Origin of the sequence: Oceanospirillum beijerinckii DSM 7166 (assembly GCF_000422425.1) — a bacterium.
Lineage (GTDB): Bacteria > Pseudomonadota > Gammaproteobacteria > Pseudomonadales > Halomonadaceae > Oceanospirillum > Oceanospirillum beijerinckii.
In genome coordinates, this window is sequence record NZ_AULT01000057.1 from 16879 (window position 1) to 34464 (window position 17586).

14 protein-coding genes are annotated in these 17586 nt (G+C 47.9%); 6 read left to right on the forward strand and 8 right to left on the reverse strand.

The window, feature by feature from the left end; genetic code table 11:
- The first annotated feature begins 166 nt into the window (after positions 1–166).
- From H579_RS28025 to alr, 5 genes are all read left to right on the forward strand, one after another.
- Complete coding sequence (locus H579_RS28025) at positions 167–2521, forward strand: bifunctional diguanylate cyclase/phosphodiesterase (protein WP_051227724.1); 2355 nt, start codon at positions 167–169, stop codon at positions 2519–2521.
- A gap of 86 nt (positions 2522–2607) precedes the next feature.
- Positions 2608–4752 (forward strand): ATP-dependent DNA helicase DinG, encoded by a 2145-nt coding sequence (gene dinG / locus H579_RS0116390; RefSeq protein WP_028301591.1) that lies wholly within the window; start codon positions 2608–2610, stop codon positions 4750–4752.
- A 705-nt stretch (positions 4753–5457) separates the two neighbouring features.
- A complete protein-coding gene (locus tag H579_RS0116395; RefSeq protein ID WP_028301592.1) occupies positions 5458–6708 on the forward strand; it encodes a D-amino acid dehydrogenase in 1251 nt (416 codons plus the stop codon).
- Between the two features lie 140 nt (positions 6709–6848).
- Complete coding sequence (locus H579_RS0116400; RefSeq protein WP_028301593.1) at positions 6849–7232, forward strand: RidA family protein; 384 nt, start codon at positions 6849–6851, stop codon at positions 7230–7232.
- Positions 7233–7585: 353 nt separating this feature from the next.
- The gene (alr, locus tag H579_RS0116405; protein ID WP_028301594.1) at positions 7586–8662 is read left to right on the forward strand and encodes an alanine racemase; all 1077 of its coding nucleotides are present in this window, start codon (positions 7586–7588) and stop codon (positions 8660–8662) included.
- Positions 8663–8816: 154 nt separating this feature from the next.
- On the opposite strand, the gene H579_RS0116410 is transcribed toward alr, so the two are convergent.
- From H579_RS0116410 to H579_RS0116440, 7 genes are all read right to left on the reverse strand, one after another.
- Positions 8817–9167, reverse strand: a complete 351-nt coding sequence (locus H579_RS0116410) for a hypothetical protein (protein WP_157834643.1) — start codon at positions 9165–9167, stop codon at positions 8817–8819.
- 250 nt (positions 9168–9417) lie between these two features.
- Complete coding sequence (locus H579_RS0116415) at positions 9418–10122, reverse strand: glutathione S-transferase family protein (protein WP_028301596.1); 705 nt, start codon at positions 10120–10122, stop codon at positions 9418–9420.
- A 124-nt stretch (positions 10123–10246) separates the two neighbouring features.
- Positions 10247–11257 carry an LLM class flavin-dependent oxidoreductase gene (locus H579_RS0116420; protein ID WP_028301597.1) on the reverse strand — a complete coding sequence of 337 codons (1011 nt, stop codon included), beginning with the start codon at positions 11255–11257 and terminating at the stop codon, positions 10247–10249.
- Between the two features lie 163 nt (positions 11258–11420).
- Positions 11421–13811 (reverse strand): GGDEF domain-containing protein, encoded by a 2391-nt coding sequence (locus H579_RS26065; protein ID WP_051227726.1) that lies wholly within the window; start codon positions 13809–13811, stop codon positions 11421–11423.
- A gap of 173 nt (positions 13812–13984) precedes the next feature.
- Positions 13985–14464 carry a lecithin retinol acyltransferase family protein gene (locus H579_RS0116430; RefSeq protein WP_211224738.1) on the reverse strand — a complete coding sequence of 160 codons (480 nt, stop codon included), beginning with the start codon at positions 14462–14464 and terminating at the stop codon, positions 13985–13987.
- Positions 14465–14573: 109 nt separating this feature from the next.
- A complete protein-coding gene (locus tag H579_RS0116435; RefSeq protein WP_051227728.1) occupies positions 14574–14951 on the reverse strand; it encodes a YkvA family protein in 378 nt (125 codons plus the stop codon).
- Between the two features lie 127 nt (positions 14952–15078).
- Positions 15079–16005 carry a LysR family transcriptional regulator gene (locus H579_RS0116440; protein WP_028301600.1) on the reverse strand — a complete coding sequence of 309 codons (927 nt, stop codon included), beginning with the start codon at positions 16003–16005 and terminating at the stop codon, positions 15079–15081.
- A gap of 152 nt (positions 16006–16157) precedes the next feature.
- Between H579_RS0116440 and H579_RS0116445 the strand changes: the two genes are divergently transcribed.
- Positions 16158–16763 carry a LysE family translocator gene (locus tag H579_RS0116445; RefSeq protein WP_036566447.1) on the forward strand — a complete coding sequence of 202 codons (606 nt, stop codon included), beginning with the start codon at positions 16158–16160 and terminating at the stop codon, positions 16761–16763.
- A 615-nt stretch (positions 16764–17378) separates the two neighbouring features.
- Here H579_RS0116445 and tnpA read toward each other — a convergent pair.
- The coding region (gene tnpA, locus H579_RS28690; protein WP_028301602.1) for an IS200/IS605 family transposase at positions 17379–17586 on the reverse strand (208 nt) is incomplete at its 5' end.

Consider the following 17586-nt stretch of genomic DNA (forward strand, 5'->3'; position numbering starts at 1 on the left):
TTTTTCTCTCTGCCAAACGATGTCTAAAAAACCTGTTTTAGCTCACATTGCGAAATCCTCTGTCCTGGTCAATAGTGTAAGTAGCTGATGTCTATTTTTCACGAGCCATTGCCAGCATGGCCTGTAAAAGCCTTGGAAACTGACAGGATAATGGGACAGAGCCTTGATGATGGAACCCCGGACAAGCTTTTCATCCCTGGTGGATAACGATAAACCGGTGCAGAGGCAATTACTGTTTCCTCTGCTGCTGGTCTTTGTGCTGATTATTATCGTGGTCACTGCACTGCTTTATCAACAGCAAAAAAGAGCTCTGCAAGAAGCCGGAGATGCATTACTTAGAGATAGTTTACTGGAGCTGAATGAAACGATCGAAGAGCAAAGCCGTACCTTTTTGGCACTGGAAAAAGTGATCATGGAAGATGCCGAGTTGCACAGGGCATTGAAAGAGCGGGACCGGGCGTTTCTGTTACAGCAATATCAGCGTAAATACCTTCATATTAACGAACAGCTTAAAGTCACCCATTTCTATTTTCATGATGCAGAGCTGATTAACCTGTTGCGCCTGCATAAACCGGAGCGCTTTGGTGATGCTATTAAACGTTACACGGCTCAGCAGGCCTATCTGACCCGTAAACCATACTGGGGTATGGAGCTGGGGGGGATCGGGGCTTTTACGCTGAGGGTGGTGTCCCCCGTCATTGTTGATAATCAGGTGTTAGGTTTTATTGAGCTGGGCAGTGAGATAGAAGCGTTGGCCCGCTCGGCCATTGAATCCCGTACGGCTCAGTGGGTTGTAACCCTTAATAAAAACCTGATCGATCAAGCCGTCTGGTCGGTGTATCACCCCGAATCCTCCTGGCAGCAGTTTGATAATGTGGTATTGGTTGGACGCTCAATGAATACGCTGTCTAATAGCTGGGAGGCTGCGGTTAAACAGCTCACCTTATCCGGGGGGCAGACGTTTATTAATAGTGAGCGTTGGGACAGTGTCTGGCATGTTGGCCAGTTGGTATTAAGGGATGTGCGGGATAATGCAATAGGGCAGCTGACTATCTTCAGTGATATCAGTACCCAGAAAAAAGCGTTGTTAAATACAATGCTGTGGGCCACCTTAAGCCTGGTGGCTCTGATGTTACTGCTCTTGATCTATTTCTATGTTGCACTGAGAAAAGTGGATTGGCGTATTCAGGCGAATAAAGATCTGTTGCATGAGCTGGCGAGTAATGATGTCTTGACCGGTTTACCCAATCGCCAGTTGCTGCATGACCGTTTAGCTCATGCGCTCCAGTTGGAGAGACGGCAGGGTGGCTCTCTGGCGGTGATGTTTATGGATCTGGATAACTTTAAGCATATCAACGACAGTTACGGCCACTCTGTAGGGGATGGGCTACTGGTTGCCGTAACCCGGCGTTTATCAAAATTTGTCCGCTCAGGGGATACTTTTGCCCGTAATGGTGGTGATGAATTCGTCTTTATTCTGCAAGAGCTGAAACAACCTGAAGATGCCTCTAAAGTGGCGGAGAAGGTGATTAATGCTTGCCGCCAGCCGTTTAAACTATCTGATGTTGAGCTGATGATCTCAACCAGTGTCGGCATCAGTATCTACCCTCAGGATGGGGATAGTATGGAGGATCTGCTGCGTAATGCGGATTCTGCTATGTACAAAGCCAAGGAGAAGGGACGGGATAACTTTGTGTTCTATAACAGGGCGCTGACCGAGTCCTCACTGGAGCGCATGACCATAGAGGTTGATCTGCGCAGGGCGCTGCAAAATGACGAGCTGTATCTGTGTTATCAACCTCAATACAGTGTTTCAGGGGATGAGATTACCGGTGTCGAGGTGCTCTCCCGCTGGAATCAACCAGAGAAAGGCTTTATCTCCCCAGGGAAATTTATTCCCGTGGCCGAGCAGTGCGGCCTGATCTATAAAATTGGTCAGTGGTCACTAAGAACCGCTTGTGAACAGGGTAAGCGTTGGTTGGATCAGGGCATTCATTTTGGTCGTATCTCAGTTAACCTGGCAACGCCTCAGCTTCAGGACCCCAAGTTATCTGCCACGATTATCCGTATACTGGATGAGGTGGGTTTGCCAGCAGAATATCTGGAGCTGGAGGTTACCGAAAGCTCTTTGATGAAGAATATGGACGTAGCCATTAAACATCTGATGGAACTGAAAGAGTATGGGGTGTTTATTGCGGTGGATGACTTTGGTACCGGTTACTCCTCGCTGGCTTATCTTAAGCGCCTGCCGCTGCACAGTCTGAAGATTGATCGCTCCTTTATCAAAGATCTGCCGGGAGATACGGAGGATGCCATCATCGTGAACGCCATTATCGCTCTGGCGAAGAATCTGGGGCTTAAGGTGATCGCTGAAGGGGTGGAAACCGAAGAGCAGCTACGCCATCTGCAAGGCACTGGCTGTGATGCCATTCAAGGGTATTATTTCCATAAGCCGGAAACCTGTGACGTTGTGGAGCAGACTTTTTTACAGCACCGGGAGCGCAAACGGATAGATAACTGATTTTTCATTCAGTATTCAGAGGTTCGTCACTGTCCACGTTTCTATGCATTAGGTACAATAGACGGCTGTGTTGAGAAGGGCCTGTCATGCTAACCGATGCCATCAAATCTGATATCCAGTCTGCTTATTCTACGTTTCTGAAAAACCGTCAGTTACGTGCCCGTCATGGTCAGCGCTTAATGGTGGCTCAGATCGCCCGAACCCTGGGCGGTATTAAGACCTGCAGTGATGGTAATCGTACGGGCGGGCCTCATATCTGCGCGGTAGAAGCGGGGACAGGCACAGGTAAAACCCTGGCCTATCTGGTGGCCGCACTGCCTATTGCCCGCGCCCGTGATAAACGCATTGTGGTATCAACGGCGACGGTTGCTTTGCAGGAACAGCTGATGATGAAGGACCTGCCGGACCTGCAAAAGCACGCAGAAATCCATTTTAAGTACGCCCTGGCCAAAGGTCGTTCCCGTTATTTGTGTTTATCCCGTCTGGAGCAATCACTGGAAGTGAGTGACGGAGAGCAGGCGCAAACCACCCTGTCACTGTTTGATGAGTGGTTACAGACCAATACCTCAAAAGATGCCATCGCTCTGTATCAGGATATGGCTCAGCAGTATCTGTCCGGTAAGTGGCTGGGGGATAGAGACAGTTGGAAAGACAGCCTGGAAGAGCCCACCTGGCGACGGGTTACCACAGACCATCAGCAGTGCACCAACCGTCGTTGCAGTAACTTCAGTGCCTGTGCTTTTTTTAAGGCCCGTAATGATCTGGATGATGCGGATATTATTGTCGCCAACCATGATCTGGTATTGGCCGACCTCTCTCTGGGCGGCGGTGTGGTGTTGCCTGATCCCAAAGATACCATCTATATCTTCGATGAAGGCCACCACTTGCCCGATAAGGCTATTGATCACTTTGCGGGTAGTTTCCGTATTAATGCCTCGTTGCAGTGGTTACGGTTATTGAAGAAATCCCTGACAGATCTGAATGCTGAGCTGGGCCGGGATGAGATGATCGTGCGTCAATTGAATCAGCTGCCGGAGATTCTGAACACCCTGGAAGCGGAACTGGCGGAGTGCTATCGCCTGTTGCATGCCATTACGCAGTTTTCGCCAGAGAATATGGATCGGGATGTACGGCCTGTCTATCGTTTTGAAAAGGGTATCGTGCCGGAAGCCTTGGTTGCTATTGCCATGAACCTGAAGATCAGCTTTGCCTCCCTGTGCCAAAAACTGGAAGTGATGGTCAAACAGCTGAAAGATGCCATGGACCCCGATGCCAACAGTGCTATCGGCAAAGCCGAAGGCGAGCAGTGGCTACCCTTGGCAACTATGTTACATGCTCGTGCGGTATCAGCCTGGGAGCTGTGGAGCATGTATTCCCAACCGCAAGCGGAAGATGTGATGCCCATTGCCCGTTGGATCACCCTGCAAAATCAGCAGGTGGACATTGATCTGGAGGTGTCCTGCAGCCCAATCAGTGCGGCGGGGACCTTAGCGAGTAAGCTGTGGCAACCCTGCTTTGGTGCGGTACTGTCATCGGCGACATTAACCGCACTGGGCACCTTTGATCGTATCCGAACCCGTGCCGGTCTGCCGGAAGATGCGGATTGTCTGGTGGTACCCAGCCCATTTGATTTTAATAGTAATGGTGTGCTGGAGATTCCTACCCATGCCTGTGATCCAACACAGGTCGAACTGCATACTCAGCAGATCGTTCGTTATCTGCAAGATGAGGTGGACGATAAGCTGGGCACTCTGGTGCTATTCTCCTCCCGTCGTCAGATGAAGGATGTGCTGGAGCAGCTACCGGCGAAGATGGTCAACGAAATTCTGGTGCAGGATGAGCTGACCAAGCAGGTTTTGCTGGAACGACACAGAACCCGCATTGATAAAAAGCAGGGCAGTATTATCTTTGGCCTGGCCAGCTTTGCCGAGGGCATTGATCTGCCTGGCGACTATCTGCGTCATGTGGTGATCACCCGGATACCTTTTTCAGTGCCTGATGATCCGGTAGAGAGAACGCTGTCAGAATGGATTGAACAACGAGGTGGTAATCCATTTTTGCAGATTACCGTACCCGATGCGTCTATTCGTTTGGTGCAGGCGGTAGGCCGCTTGCTAAGAACGGAATCGGATACCGGAAAGATTTCCTTGTTGGATCGTCGGGTTTTGACTAAGCGCTATGGTACTCAGTTACTCAATACCCTGCCGCCGTTTCGCCGAGTGGTCTGTTAGCCATTGGTTTAAGCTTGGCTTGTCTGAACTCTATTTCCTAGGGTAATCCCCTGGGAAGTTTAGGGTTTAGCTGAGTATTTTTACCCCATTCATCGCGTTAGTATTAGCGCACACGGACGTTATGTGGGGTATGCGCGGCACGGAAGCCGGCATCATCTGTTTTCTCGTTTCTCGTTTCTCGTTTCTCGTTTCTCGTTTCTCGTTTCCTTCTCCTGCGAATATTCTTGGTTACGCCAAAGTCAGGGCTTTTGATCTGCTGTAATGTCTCGAAGAAGTCCCGAACGAATGGCCCTTTTGCTTTCAGTTGTGACGTATGTTAATCACTTCTTACAATGATTTGTATCAATGTAGAGCTTTCTTCTGAAAGTTTGCTTTTGTTGATTTTTTATCTGGCTATTTGCCTTTCTTTTAGATGAATTCTCTCATTCATCCTCTTATTGTGACCCTTAAAACTGACCTTCCTTCGATAACTGTTTGAAAATAAAGAGTTTTGCTACCCATTAAGAGGTATGTCCTGAGTTCTTTGCTCTAAATATTATGTTTTTGCTGCAACTGGCGTTATAAATGATAAATAAATCTTTTTATTGATGTTAATAAAGTGTCATTTTTTGTTTGTATGCGGATATGATAGCGCTATTCGTTGGCTGGATAGCAGCTGGCCAGATGATCTTACTGTCAAAACAAAAAACATGAGGCAGATTAGCCATGAAGATTTTGATCCTAGGAAGCGGTGTTATTGGGGTGACCTCAGCGTACTACCTGGCCAAACAAGGCCATGAGGTGACTGTGGTGGACCGTCAGTCGGCTCCGGCAATGGAAACCAGCCATGCCAACGCCGGTCAGGTCTCTTTTGGTTATTCTTCCCCATGGGCTGCGCCAGGCGTACCGTTTAAAGCGATGAAGTGGCTGACACAGACTCACGCACCTTTGAAATTGTCACCAAAAGCTGATTCTCACCAGTGGGCGTGGATGAGCCAGATGTTGGCCAACTGTACCGAGAGCCGTTATGCGGTAAACAAGGCCCGTATGGTACGTGTCTCCGAGTATTCCCGTTTGTGTATCGATAAGCTGCGTGAAGATACGGATATCCATTATGAAGAGCGTAAGCAGGGGACCCTGCAGATGTTCCGTAATCAGATGCAGATGGATGCGGTGGCGAAAGATATCGAGGTACTGAAACAGTTCAATATGAAGCATGAGCTGTTGGATATGTCTGGTTGTATCGCCGCTGAGCCCGCGCTGGAGCGTGTAAAAGAGAAGTTTGTCGGTGGTCTGCGTCTGCCTGATGATCAAACCGGTGACTGCTTTGCCTTCACCAATAAACTGGCAGATATCTGTAAAGAGATGGGCGTCGAGTTTAAGTTTGGTACCAAGGTGATGTATCTGGAAGAAGCGGCAGGCAAGGTTACAGGTGTTATGACCAGTAAGGGCATGATGAAGGCCGATCACTATGTGGTAGCAATGGGGAGTTTCTCCCGTGGGCTGCTGCAGCAAGTGGGCATCAACGCGCCTATTTATCCGGTTAAAGGTTACTCGCTGACCGTACCTATTACGAACCCAGACGCCGCACCGGTTTCCACCGTAATGGATGAAACCTATAAGGTAGCGATTACCCGTTTTGATGACCGTATCCGTGTGGCCGGTACAGCAGAGCTGTCTGGTTATAACCTGGATCTGCTTAAACAGCGTCGTGAAACCATCGCTATGGTGGTTTCTGATGTCTTCCCGGATGGCGGCGATGTTGAGTTTGCCGAGTTCTGGACAGGTCTGCGTCCAATGACGCCGGATGGTACGCCGATTATCGGTAAAACCAAATTCGATAACCTGTCCCTGAACACGGGGCACGGTACTCTGGGATGGACTATGGCCTGTGGTTCCGGCAGCTTCCTGGCGGATCTGATCAGTGGTAATAAACCTGAGATTGATCCTGACGGTCTGGATATCAGTCGCTACTAAGTCGCTACTCCGTTGCTATGTATTAGCAGATGTCGCTGTTTACAGGTCTTGGCGGCATCTGCACTTTTCTTATTTATTCATTGAGTTATTTGATTCACGACTGACAGTGTTGGTCGATTTTTTGCGCGAGGAAAATAAAAATGGCTGAGAAAAAAATCATTCACTCTGACAATGCTCCAGCGGCAATTGGTCCTTACTCTCAAGCGGTACAGGTTGGTAATCTGGTCTTTATGTCCGGTCAGATCCCTCTGAACCCAGAGACAATGGAAGTAGTGACAGAGTCTTTTGAAGCGCAAACCGTACAGGTTTTTGAGAACCTGAAAGCAGTGGCTGAAGCGGCCGGTGGTTCTCTGGAAGATATCGTCAAACTGAACATCTATATGCCAGATCTGGGCAACTTCGCAGCGGTTAACGAAGTGATGGAGCGTTATTTCTCTGCACCTTATCCAGCTCGTGCAGCAATTGGTGTAAAAGAGCTACCGAAAGGTGTTGATGTAGAAGTAGAAGGCATTCTGGCCCTTTAAGTCTATAATCCCGCTACGCTTTAAGACGCTTTGTTTGATCCAAGAGCTTAGGTTTGTTGGGCTGGATAGGCTCTTAAAGCGAAGCCGTAATAGTAAGCCACGAAACCAAAACATCGGTTTCGTTGGCTACTGAGTGCAGACTGACAAAATAACCCTGTATTGCTGTGATCTAAGCACTCACACAAAAGTTTCTCTTTCGCAGATGGCTTCATTCTTCAGCCGTTGACCGAAAAATATCAAAATACTTTTGTGTAAGTGTGCATTGCGTGATTTAACCGTGAAGTTATTTTTCGTGGGAATCACACACTGAAATAGAGGGATATCTTGTCGGCATCGAATATCTGGAGAGTGCTATGGCACGTGCTGCAAAAGCCGAGATTAATCTGGCGGCATTAAAAGAAAATTACCTGTTAGCCAGAGAAGTTTCTGGTAATAAAGCGGTCGCGATCATCAAGGCTAACGCCTATGGTCACGGTGCGGTCGAAGTCGCCCGTTACCTGTCTGATACTGCTGATGCCTTTGGTGTGGCGTGTATCGAAGAAGCGGTCGAGCTGAAAGAAGCCGGTATTGAACAACCGGTGGCTTTGCTGGAAGGTTTTTTTGAAGCCAACGAGCTGGAACTGGTGGATCGCTATCAACTGATCACTGCTGTGCACAGTGCCTGGCAGGTGGAGGCTATTGAGCAGGCGTCTTTCCAACAGCCGATCACCGTATGGGTGAAGTTTGACTCCGGTATGCACCGTCTGGGTTTTGACGAGCAGGGTTTTGTTGATGCCATTGAGCGTCTGAAAGCTCTGCCGCAAGTGGGCGAACTGGTGATGATGACTCACTTTGCCTGTGCCGATGAAGTGGAAGGTGATTACACACCGACTCAGATTGAAAACTTCAAACGTGTAAGTGCTGCCTATGATCTGCCTGTGTGTATGGCCAACTCAGCAGGTACTCTGCAGTGGCCAGAAGCCCACGGTAGCTGGGTACGTCCGGGCATTATGCTGTACGGTGCTGATCCGATGGATCTGCCAACCGAAAACGGTGCGCGCCTGAAGACGGTAATGACGCTGTCTTCCGCGCTGATCGCCATTCGTGAACTACCTGTGGGTGAGCCGATTGGTTATGGCCGTCGTTTTGTTACCGATAAGCCGACTCGTGTCGGTGTGGTAGCTATGGGTTATGCGGATGGTTACCCGCGTCATGCTATCGACGGAACACCTGTTGCCGTTAACGGCAAAATGAGCCGTGTGATTGGTAAAGTGTCGATGGATATGATGACCGTCGATCTGACCGATCAACCGGATGCCAAGATCGGTGATCCTGTTGAGTTATGGGGGGAGCAAGTGGATGTGAATAAGGTTGCCGCTTGTGCTGATACCATCGCTTATACCCTGTATACCGGTATCACCCGTCGTGTGCCTCTGGTGTACAAAAAATAGTGTTAAATAATTGTCAGTGGGTAAAGCTTACTGACCTTATTTAAGAAACCGGCTATGGAGCAATCTACAGCCGGTTTTTTATGGTCACTCCAATCTGCTAATCATAATGGGCAGATTCCTAGCCATAATGGATCAGGTTCTCAGCAATAATGAACTACCACCAGCCCAAAAAATATCCCACCAGACTGACCAGTAAAAACAGCACGCCGGTAATAAACAGAGTAATGGCACTGCTGACACGATTGCTATGATCCTCCGGGTTATCTTCATGATGATCACGGGTAATTAAAGCGCGGAAGGTCATTGAGGATTGATGATCCTCATGATAAAGGCCATTACTAAAACCTATTATCATGGATAAGCCCAGCATAACCAATCCGGTAAAGGCCATATAGTCCACCAGTTTGATTGCGGAAAAGCGGTCAAAGCCTTCCCTTAAACCCCATGAGATTAATATCGTAATCAGGGTACATAGGAGTATATTGATCAGAAAATTCTTCATCATATCCCTCGATGATTGTAATGGTTTAATACCAAACAAGATAAGTTGTTGTAGGTCGGAAAAGCCGCAAGGCGCCTTCCGACAATCATCCGATACCGGAGCCAATGTTGGATGGCGCTGCGTTTATCCAACCCGCTCAGATATCAAGAAACTTATCGGGAATGGTATAGCCTAGAGTCCTTTTCCTATAGGATTGGGCGCTTCTGTCACGCAAATGCTTCCTGAGTGGCTGAGGTTTGGCATCTGCTTCTGACTATTCCGAATAGTATTGCTCTTGTACCCGTTGGCAGAAGCTGACCAGATTAGGAAACTCCTGGGCAATAGGCGTTACCGCTGTTTTAAGCCCAGAGATAATAATCTGTGCCAGAAAGCCAAACACAGTGGCATCCAGAGTGCTGGGTTTATCGCCAAAGAAATAGTCTTTATTGCCCAGTAATACGGAAAGGTCCTGTAGCACCTGGTGGGCCATAGCTAAAATTTCAGTATCGCAGTGGCGGCTAATACCCTGGTTATGGCAGGCCTGACGGATACGCCTTCGGGCTACATAAGGGGCGATATAACGTAGCGGAAAAGGCATCTTTTTGAAGAAGGCGGGTTTTACGATCTGCCAGCTGTCTTCCCGTAACCAGCGGGCATAAACCAGGCACCAGTAAAAACTATCATCCAGTGCTCGGATAACCAGATTTGCTGTAGCCTGTTCGGCCTCGCTTAAGTCCGCATCCAGATTGGCATTATGGTGCTGTTTCAGGTGCTGGATTATCAGTGTTGAATCAGCAATCAGTTGCTCATCATCCTGAATATAGGGCAACTTTCCTTTGGGAGCCGTTTTAAGGTTGTGAAAGCCACTTTTCACCTGAAAAGGGATGCCTGTCATACGCATATAAGCATCCACTTTCAGTACAAAAGGGCTGAGATCCTGTACGCCAAAACGTGCACCAAAGGCAAATAAAGTGATCATAGGGCAGCTCTGTCATCCGTTAACTGAACTACCAGCATACCCTATAATTACCGCTATAAGCATTATCCCGTGTGAACAATGCGGCTTAAACCGTATTTAGCAAGCAGTGCTTATTTAACAGGCGCTATGAAAAAGACTGAGCTAATAAACGGTAGCTGTTCAGACGATCTTCAAAGCTATGAGTTACCGTTACCGTACCGATCTCATTACATTGATAATCCTTCGCCAGTTGCTCAATTTCAGCACGGCATTGCTCCGGGCTGCCCACGGTAAAGCCATTGAGAATGTGATCAAACTGAGCCTGATGAGACGGCGATAGATCCTTATAACGATCTTGTACCTGCTCTGGTGTCAGGAAATCTTCGCGTAGGCCCATCTGCGCCGCCAGTTTGCGATACACAGCGGTGCCAGCAATCAGGCGCGCTTCCTCTTCTGTTTCTGCGCAGATACAGGCGATGGCCAGCATACGCTGAGGTTCGCCGGGATGCTCAGAGGCTTGCCACTCTTTCAGGTGCTCCTGGAAAATCTCCGGTTTGCAGTTATCGGGATCGATAAAGCGTGCCAGCGCAATGTGATAACCCAGATATCCGGCAAAACCGGCACTGCCGCCGCTGGAACCCAGCATCCAGAGTTCTGGTTTGGGTGACTCATCCGGCAGTACTTTCAGGCTGTGATAGGGGCTGTCCTCAGGCATAGTGCCTTCGATAAAGTTTTTCAGATCCTGGGCCTGATTTGGGTAGAGCTCGCCATGATGAGGGCGGGTAAAGTAAGACAGAGCTTGTGAGGTCAGGCCAGTTCCACCTGGAGCACGGCCAATACCCAGATCGATACGGTCAGGGAATAGAGTAGCCATCATCTTAAAACACTCGGCCACTTTATAAGGGCTGTAGTGGTTGAGCATCACACCGCCACTACCAACGCGGATATTCTTAGTTACACTGGCAATATGACTGATCAAAATTTCGGGACAGGGGTTAGCAAAGTGAATACTGTCATGGTGTTCTGCTACCCAGTAGCGATAGTAGCCCAGTTCATCGCAGGCTTTGGCCAGCTCAACAGACAAGCGAGGGGCTTCAATAGCGGCATGGCTACCGTGTACGGGGGATTGATCAACAACAGACAGTTTAATGGTCACAAGTAGCACCTATAGCAAGGGGGGAGTGATAATAGTTAATATATTAATTATATGCCAGGGCAGCGCTATGACTCAAATCTGTCTGTTTGAGCCTGGTTGATTGCTCCTCTGGTTGATTGCTCTTTAGATCGATTGGGAGCGATCTAACCAATCGGGTCATGCCTCAATCGGTAGGATTGAGATTAGGCTGAAGGTGAGGGTTGTGTTTAGCCTGAAGAGGTTGATACAAAATAACTTGATTGCGGCCGTTGTGTTTAGCCTGATAAAGCGCTTGGTCAGCATTATGCAGCAATTGTTCGGAGGTAGAGCTGTGTTGATCGAGCGAGCAGACACCAAGCGATAGCGTAATATCATCGGTCTTTTCACCGTCAAACCGTAATTCCAGCTGTTCAATGTGTTGCCTGAGCTGCTCGGCTATTTCTACCGCGTCCTTGCTATCTGTATCCGGTAACACAAGCACAAACTCTTCTCCGCCAAAGCGACTCAGTAGCTGATTGTGATTGCATAACTGAGTCATTTGATCAGCAACCTGGCGTAATACCTCATCACCTGCCATATGACCAAAATGATCATTAAAGCGTTTAAAGTGATCAATATCGCAGATCAGGAGACTCAGCGGTGTCGATTGGCTGCGTGCGGTTTCAAGTAATTCGGGCAGGGTCTGATCCAGGTAGCGACGGTTTTTCAGGCCGGTTAAGCCATCTTCATAGGAGAAACGATTCAAGGCTGATTTCAGGGCAAGCTGAGATAAGGTCAGATTGATTCTTTCAACCCCCCTGTCGATCAGGGTTTCCAATGTCAGAGGTTCCAGCTCTGTTGCGCGGGAGCGATTATCCGTGAGATCAACCCAGATGATCGCCAGTACCTGAGTGCCCGATTTGGGCTGTTCATACTGCAGCTGATAGCGTCGCCAGTTGTGGGGGAAAAGCAGATCATGGCTGCTGTCCGGTGTGAGTTGGGCAGGGAATTGCTTATTAAAGCCATCGTCTTCCCGCTGCCAGTAGGCTTCTCTGTCAAAGCTGTGGCCTTGATTCCAGTAGATTAATCCCGGTAGTGGATGTAGCAGCTCTGGAATACAGGGTTTAAGGTAAGTAATAGCTTCATCAAGATGGCTGTATTGACTTAACCTAGCCACGTACTGCGCCAGTTGCTCGCTTTTGTAGTGGGCGAAAGACAGAGCTTCTGCGCGTCGGCTTTCCCGCTCTGCAATATTATTCAGCTCTTCAGTACGTTTCTGTACCCGCTGTTCCAAAGACGCATTTAACTCCGCCAGAGTGTTTTGGGTACGAAAATAGTGACGCAGTGCCAGTACAACCAGCGCCAGTGAAAAGATCAGGGTGCCCCAACCAACAGGCACCTGGCTCCAGCTGATCCAGTTATGTGCCACCGCCATATCCAGTATCAGTAGTATGGTCATTAACGTACTGGCTGTAAGTATTACCTTTTGATCAAGATTAAGTCTGGGGTGGTGTAGAGAGAGTAGTGGGGTCAGTGGCACCAGACAGACAAAGAGCGCATCAAACAGCGGGTAAGTGTTTGACAGGTTGACGATACCCAGTAAAGAGAGGCTGATGGCGCTCAGGAGGTAGCCGATAAAGACTATCTTAAGGACTCGGCTGAGAACAGGTGTCAACAGCTGAAAACCCTGACTGAGCAAAAAAATTAAAGCGGTTGGTAGCAGATAATAACTGCTGGCTGCCAGGTAATCCCAAAACAGTGGTTGGTGTAGTATCAGCTGTTTGGCCTGGGTGCTGGTCAGCGCTAAGCCTGCAGCACAGAAAGCGAAGAGGGCGAGAGGAATAAAGACCTGACGCTGGGCTTTATGTATGGCAAAGAGCAGGGACAGCAAGGCAATTAACAGAGTAAATCCGGTAATAATCAGGTTTTCCACAGAGCGCGACCAGATCATCTGGAGTAATTCCAGTCGCTCCATTATTTTAACCTCTCCCCAGAGGCCGATATCCAGATAGTTGGAAAAGACCCGGAAATAGAGAGGTTTACCTGTAGCGTCCGGTGGAAGGGGGATCATATGCCAGGGCCAGCCGCTGAACTTGCCTTGCCCGTTAGCATCAAACGCACCGTATTGATAGATCAGATGATCTTCCAGATAAACTTGCACGATCAGATCAACACTGTAGATATAAAGTACCGGATCGTGCCAGTGGCCTTCTGGGATCTGGGCACGATACCAGACATTGGTTTGATTGTTGCGACTCGGTGGATTGGAAGGGAAGTCGATCTTATGCCAGTCGGGATGATCAGGTTTCAGAATCCATTGGGGTTGTTCGTTAATATAAGGGGAGTCCCCCCAGCGATATTGCCAATGCTGAGTCAGATCCAGAACTTCTGCGTTGGCTCTCAGGGAATGGCTGAATAATCCGATCAGTAGAAGGTAGGTAAGTAACAGCCATATGACGTAATGATGTCTGAAAGCAGAGGCTGGGTAAGTCAGTGCCTGATGAGTTTTTGTAAGCCGAGGGTTATCTACCAGCTGAAGGCACCCTATCCGCTGAGAGTGATCTGTCGGCATTCGCTGAAGGCTATTCACAGGCATGCAGTGTCTCTCGTAACAACTGTTGATGACATTCCCTTTTATCAGGCAAAGCACCTTGTCAGCTCAAAGGGTTGTTAAAATGCTCAGGTTGTCGCGACAATTTACTTCTGATGGTGCGGTTAAACAAGCATTCTATAGCTATAGTATTGTTCTGAGAGAGTGAGACTGCAAACTTAAGACTTATTATCTGTATGGTCTTTTGGTGGTGCAGGCTCGGCTTTTTTCGCCCGGCTGGATAACATAGCTAATCCTGCTGTTGCCGCAGCGCCTCCCAGGATCTTCGCCCAATGAGGTTTTCCGCCGATCATACCGCCAGCAATTCCACCTAGCACGGCACCCTCAATACCGGCTTTCACCTGTCGGGAGCTGAGCTTCATTCCCGTCACCCATTTTACAAAGTGCTCGCAGTTGCGTTTGCTAACCGAGTAGCGCCATTGATCGATCTCCTGGCGGGCCGTTGCTAATATTTCATCCAAAGGGCGATCACTTTTCAGCGGTGTGATATAACTGGGCTTACCCTGAGTGACCACATGCCAGGGCTCCTCTTTGACTGTGCCGTTACGTTTAGTTGCTGAGATCAGCATATAGAGCCCCTGATCACAACGTTTATCACTGACCAGAGACCAGTGCTGATACAGTCCAAAAGTAGTCACAACAATATTTCCAGGCTGGATATTTAGCGTGGTCATAGGGTTTATCTCTATCGTTATCGCAGAGGTTTAATAATATTTAATCTTTTAACAAAGCGACAATATTTGTTGTTTATCCAAACCATTTCTGTAAGGTTTCTTTGGCTTTTACGCTATGCTCTTCTTTCAGATTAGCTGCGACGGTCGCCGCGGCAGCCACCAGAACGCCTAAATCATCGGAGAAGCCCGCTGCGGGTATCGCATCAGGAATGGCGTCCAGCGGTGCAATAAAGTAACCCAAAGCGGCAAAAATAGTAGTGCGTGCCCAGGTCGGTGTGTCAGGATCAGTAGCCGCGAAATAGAGCTTGAGAGCGGTTTCTAATACCTCTTCACCGGCACTTCTGGCATATTTTTTGACTTTATCCCAGAAGCTGTTATCTGAATATTGAGCACTGAACGTATTGTCCTGCTCCAACTGATAAATTTTATCGTCACCTTTATTCTGTGCCATAGATTGGCTCCCTATACGACGGCGGAATACAGATTTTACCGCGCTTTATTACATTATGGCTGATTTAAATTGGCCGGATGATTTGTCGATTCACTGCCGTGTCTGGATCATTAAATTACCAGAGTGGTCAGTTATCTGATAGATAGCTCAACAGATGACGGGCATTACTATTCATTGATGCATTAGCAGGCCAAACACCATAAAAAGGAATCGATTCAACCTGCCAATCTGGCAACAGCTCTATCACGCTACCATCAGCTAAAGCATGCTCAATCAAATAGTCTGGTGGTGTAGCGATTCCTAAACCGTGTTTGCACAGTTGAGTCATTAATGTGACATCATTCACCGTGGTCTGGCTGTGAAAGTGTAAACGGATCTTTTCTCCATCAGGTCTGATTAGAGTACGGCTATTGGGTAGCATCGCCAGCTTAATCCAGGGTAGGGTTTCCAGCCGATGCGGGCTGGTGCCATCTGTTTGATCCTGATTTTGACATTGTTGCTGCCAGAGTGCCCGTGAGCACACCAGCTTGCGTTTAATTGCACCCAAACGTTTGGCCTTCAGACTACTGTCGCCCATCTCTCCGATACGAATCGCCAAATCAATACCTTCCTTAATCAGATGCTGGCGGGTATCCGTACTCATAATGTTCAGTTCCACCTTAGGATAGCGTAGCGCAAAGGCTGCTATTTCTTTGCTGATATAAGATTGAGACAGGACTGAAGGCAGTGAAATCGATAGCTTGCCACTGGGCTCAGCGTTCTCAGGCATGATCTGCTCCAGGCCCGATTGTGCAGCGTTTAACATCAACTGTGCATGTTGGTAAAGAACCTCTCCTTTATGGGTTAAAGAGAGCTTACGGGTCGAGCGATAGAGCAGCGCATTACCCAAACGCTGTTCTAACTGACTGACATGATAACTGACCACTGATGGCGATAAGCCCAACACTTTAGCCGCACCCCGGAAAGAGCCCTGGCGTACGGTTTCGGCAAAAATGGCAATGGCCTTTAAATCATCAATCATAGAGTTTGCCCACTGACCTTTTGATAGAGCCATTGTACATCACTGATTGCAGCAATGGATCGAACAGTGAATTCAAATGCTGCTGGCTAATCAAGCAAAAAATGAGAGCTTACACTAACTGCCAGAACAATAGTTTGGATGGGCGTGAAATAAAAGGCCCGAATTTGATATAAAGAGAGGTGCTTATGTCCGCAGTACTGGCAATGTGTTTTTACTCATTATCTATGTCGATATCACCGGGGCCGGTGAATATGATCGCTTTAACCACAGGGCTGAATATAGGTTTCCGTCGTGCGATGCCCTTTGTTTCCGGCGCAACCATTGGCTTTAGTTTATTGTTACTGATGATTGGGTTGGGAATGGGGCAAGTAGCTGCCAATGTACCGCTATTTCTGGAGTTGCTCAGTTACAGTGGTGCAGCTTTTATCGCTTATATTGGTTATAAGATTGCTATATCCAGCGCTACGATACAAATGGGGGGACAAACTTCTTCATCTTTTTTTCATGGCGTTCTACTGCAATGGCTAAACCCTAAAGCCTGGATCGCCTGTTTTTCCGGTGTCACTGCGTTTAATCTGGTGGAGATAGAACCGCTATTGGTGTTTGTTACCCTGTATTTTCTGATCTGTTACATCTCAATTGCTTGCTGGGCTTTGGCAGGAGATAAGATTAGCAGCCTTTTAGCGAAGCCAGAGAATCTTCGTTTGTTTAATCGCCTGATGGGTGGGGCCTTAGTGCTGGTCGCAGTTTATTTGATTCTTGCTCAGATAAATATACTTTCAGGCCATTAGTAAAGAAGCCAGGCTTCTATCGCTATTGTGACTTCCACACTTTTATTAGCTCAGCGTTTAATGGCCAGAATTATTGAAATAGTCCTTAGAGCAAAAGTAGCAGGCGCAGATTTTGTGCGTTTGATATCTGATCTGGGCGTATTGAATCGCTTCTTTAGGGGTTTGAAATTGACCCAGGGAAACCGGATGCTTAGATTGTTGACAAAAGTCTCTGTGTATTTGGTATGACTGCAGATCAATTGTAAATGATTTCATCCTGTTTTCCTTTTCTGATGTTAATAAGCTACTTTCCATTACTACTAACATACAACTAATAGGTATCCTGTGACTACTGGGGAAAACCCTAGTTTGTCAACTTTTTTAACGGTCCAGGCAGGTTTATAGCTATGCTCACTTACATAAAAGTGTTGCGACATTCATCTGCTAGTGTTTGAAAGGTGAATATTTGTTCCAGGGAGCTTTTGTGTGGGGCGTTAATTTACATTGGCTAAACAAATAACAACATGTGAGGGCGATCTCTCGGCAATAATTTTATCGGATAGTGCGTAATTCTCCTTCCAAAACTAACGAGCCCAGGCGAGATATTTTGGTGGGAGATGGATAGCGCGGCCAACGTCAAGTTGGCCTATCTTGATTCTCGATGTACTCTTTGAGCACTTCAACTGGTGCTCCGCCTGCAGTCAGCAGGCAGTAAGCTCGACTCCAGAGCACTGGTTTCCAATAATACTCTTTCAGGTGCTCTGAGAACTCTTTTCGAATCTTTCGGCTTGTGACCGTTTTTAGGCTGTTTACCAGCTTAGATGGCTGAATCGTCGGGTTAAGT

Bases quoted from the DNA above. Each gene is read 5' to 3' on its own strand.
- H579_RS28025 (WP_051227724.1), top strand. From the start codon at position 167: ATGATGGAACCCCGGACAAGCTTTTCATCCCTGGTGGATAACGATAAA.
- dinG (WP_028301591.1), top strand. From the start codon at position 2,608: ATGCTAACCGATGCCATCAAATCTGATATCCAGTCTGCTTATTCTACG.
- H579_RS0116395 (WP_028301592.1), top strand. From the start codon at position 5,458: ATGAAGATTTTGATCCTAGGAAGCGGTGTTATTGGGGTGACCTCAGCG.
- H579_RS0116400 (WP_028301593.1), top strand. From the start codon at position 6,849: ATGGCTGAGAAAAAAATCATTCACTCTGACAATGCTCCAGCGGCAATT.
- alr (WP_028301594.1), top strand. From the start codon at position 7,586: ATGGCACGTGCTGCAAAAGCCGAGATTAATCTGGCGGCATTAAAAGAA.
- H579_RS0116410 (WP_157834643.1), bottom strand. From the start codon at position 9,167: ATGATGAAGAATTTTCTGATCAATATACTCCTATGTACCCTGATTACG.
- H579_RS0116415 (WP_028301596.1), bottom strand. From the start codon at position 10,122: ATGATCACTTTATTTGCCTTTGGTGCACGTTTTGGCGTACAGGATCTC.
- H579_RS26065 (WP_051227726.1), bottom strand. From the start codon at position 13,811: ATGCCTGTGAATAGCCTTCAGCGAATGCCGACAGATCACTCTCAGCGG.
- H579_RS0116435 (WP_051227728.1), bottom strand. From the start codon at position 14,951: ATGGCACAGAATAAAGGTGACGATAAAATTTATCAGTTGGAGCAGGAC.
- H579_RS0116440 (WP_028301600.1), bottom strand. From the start codon at position 16,005: ATGGCTCTATCAAAAGGTCAGTGGGCAAACTCTATGATTGATGATTTA.
- H579_RS0116445 (WP_036566447.1), top strand. From the start codon at position 16,158: ATGTCCGCAGTACTGGCAATGTGTTTTTACTCATTATCTATGTCGATA.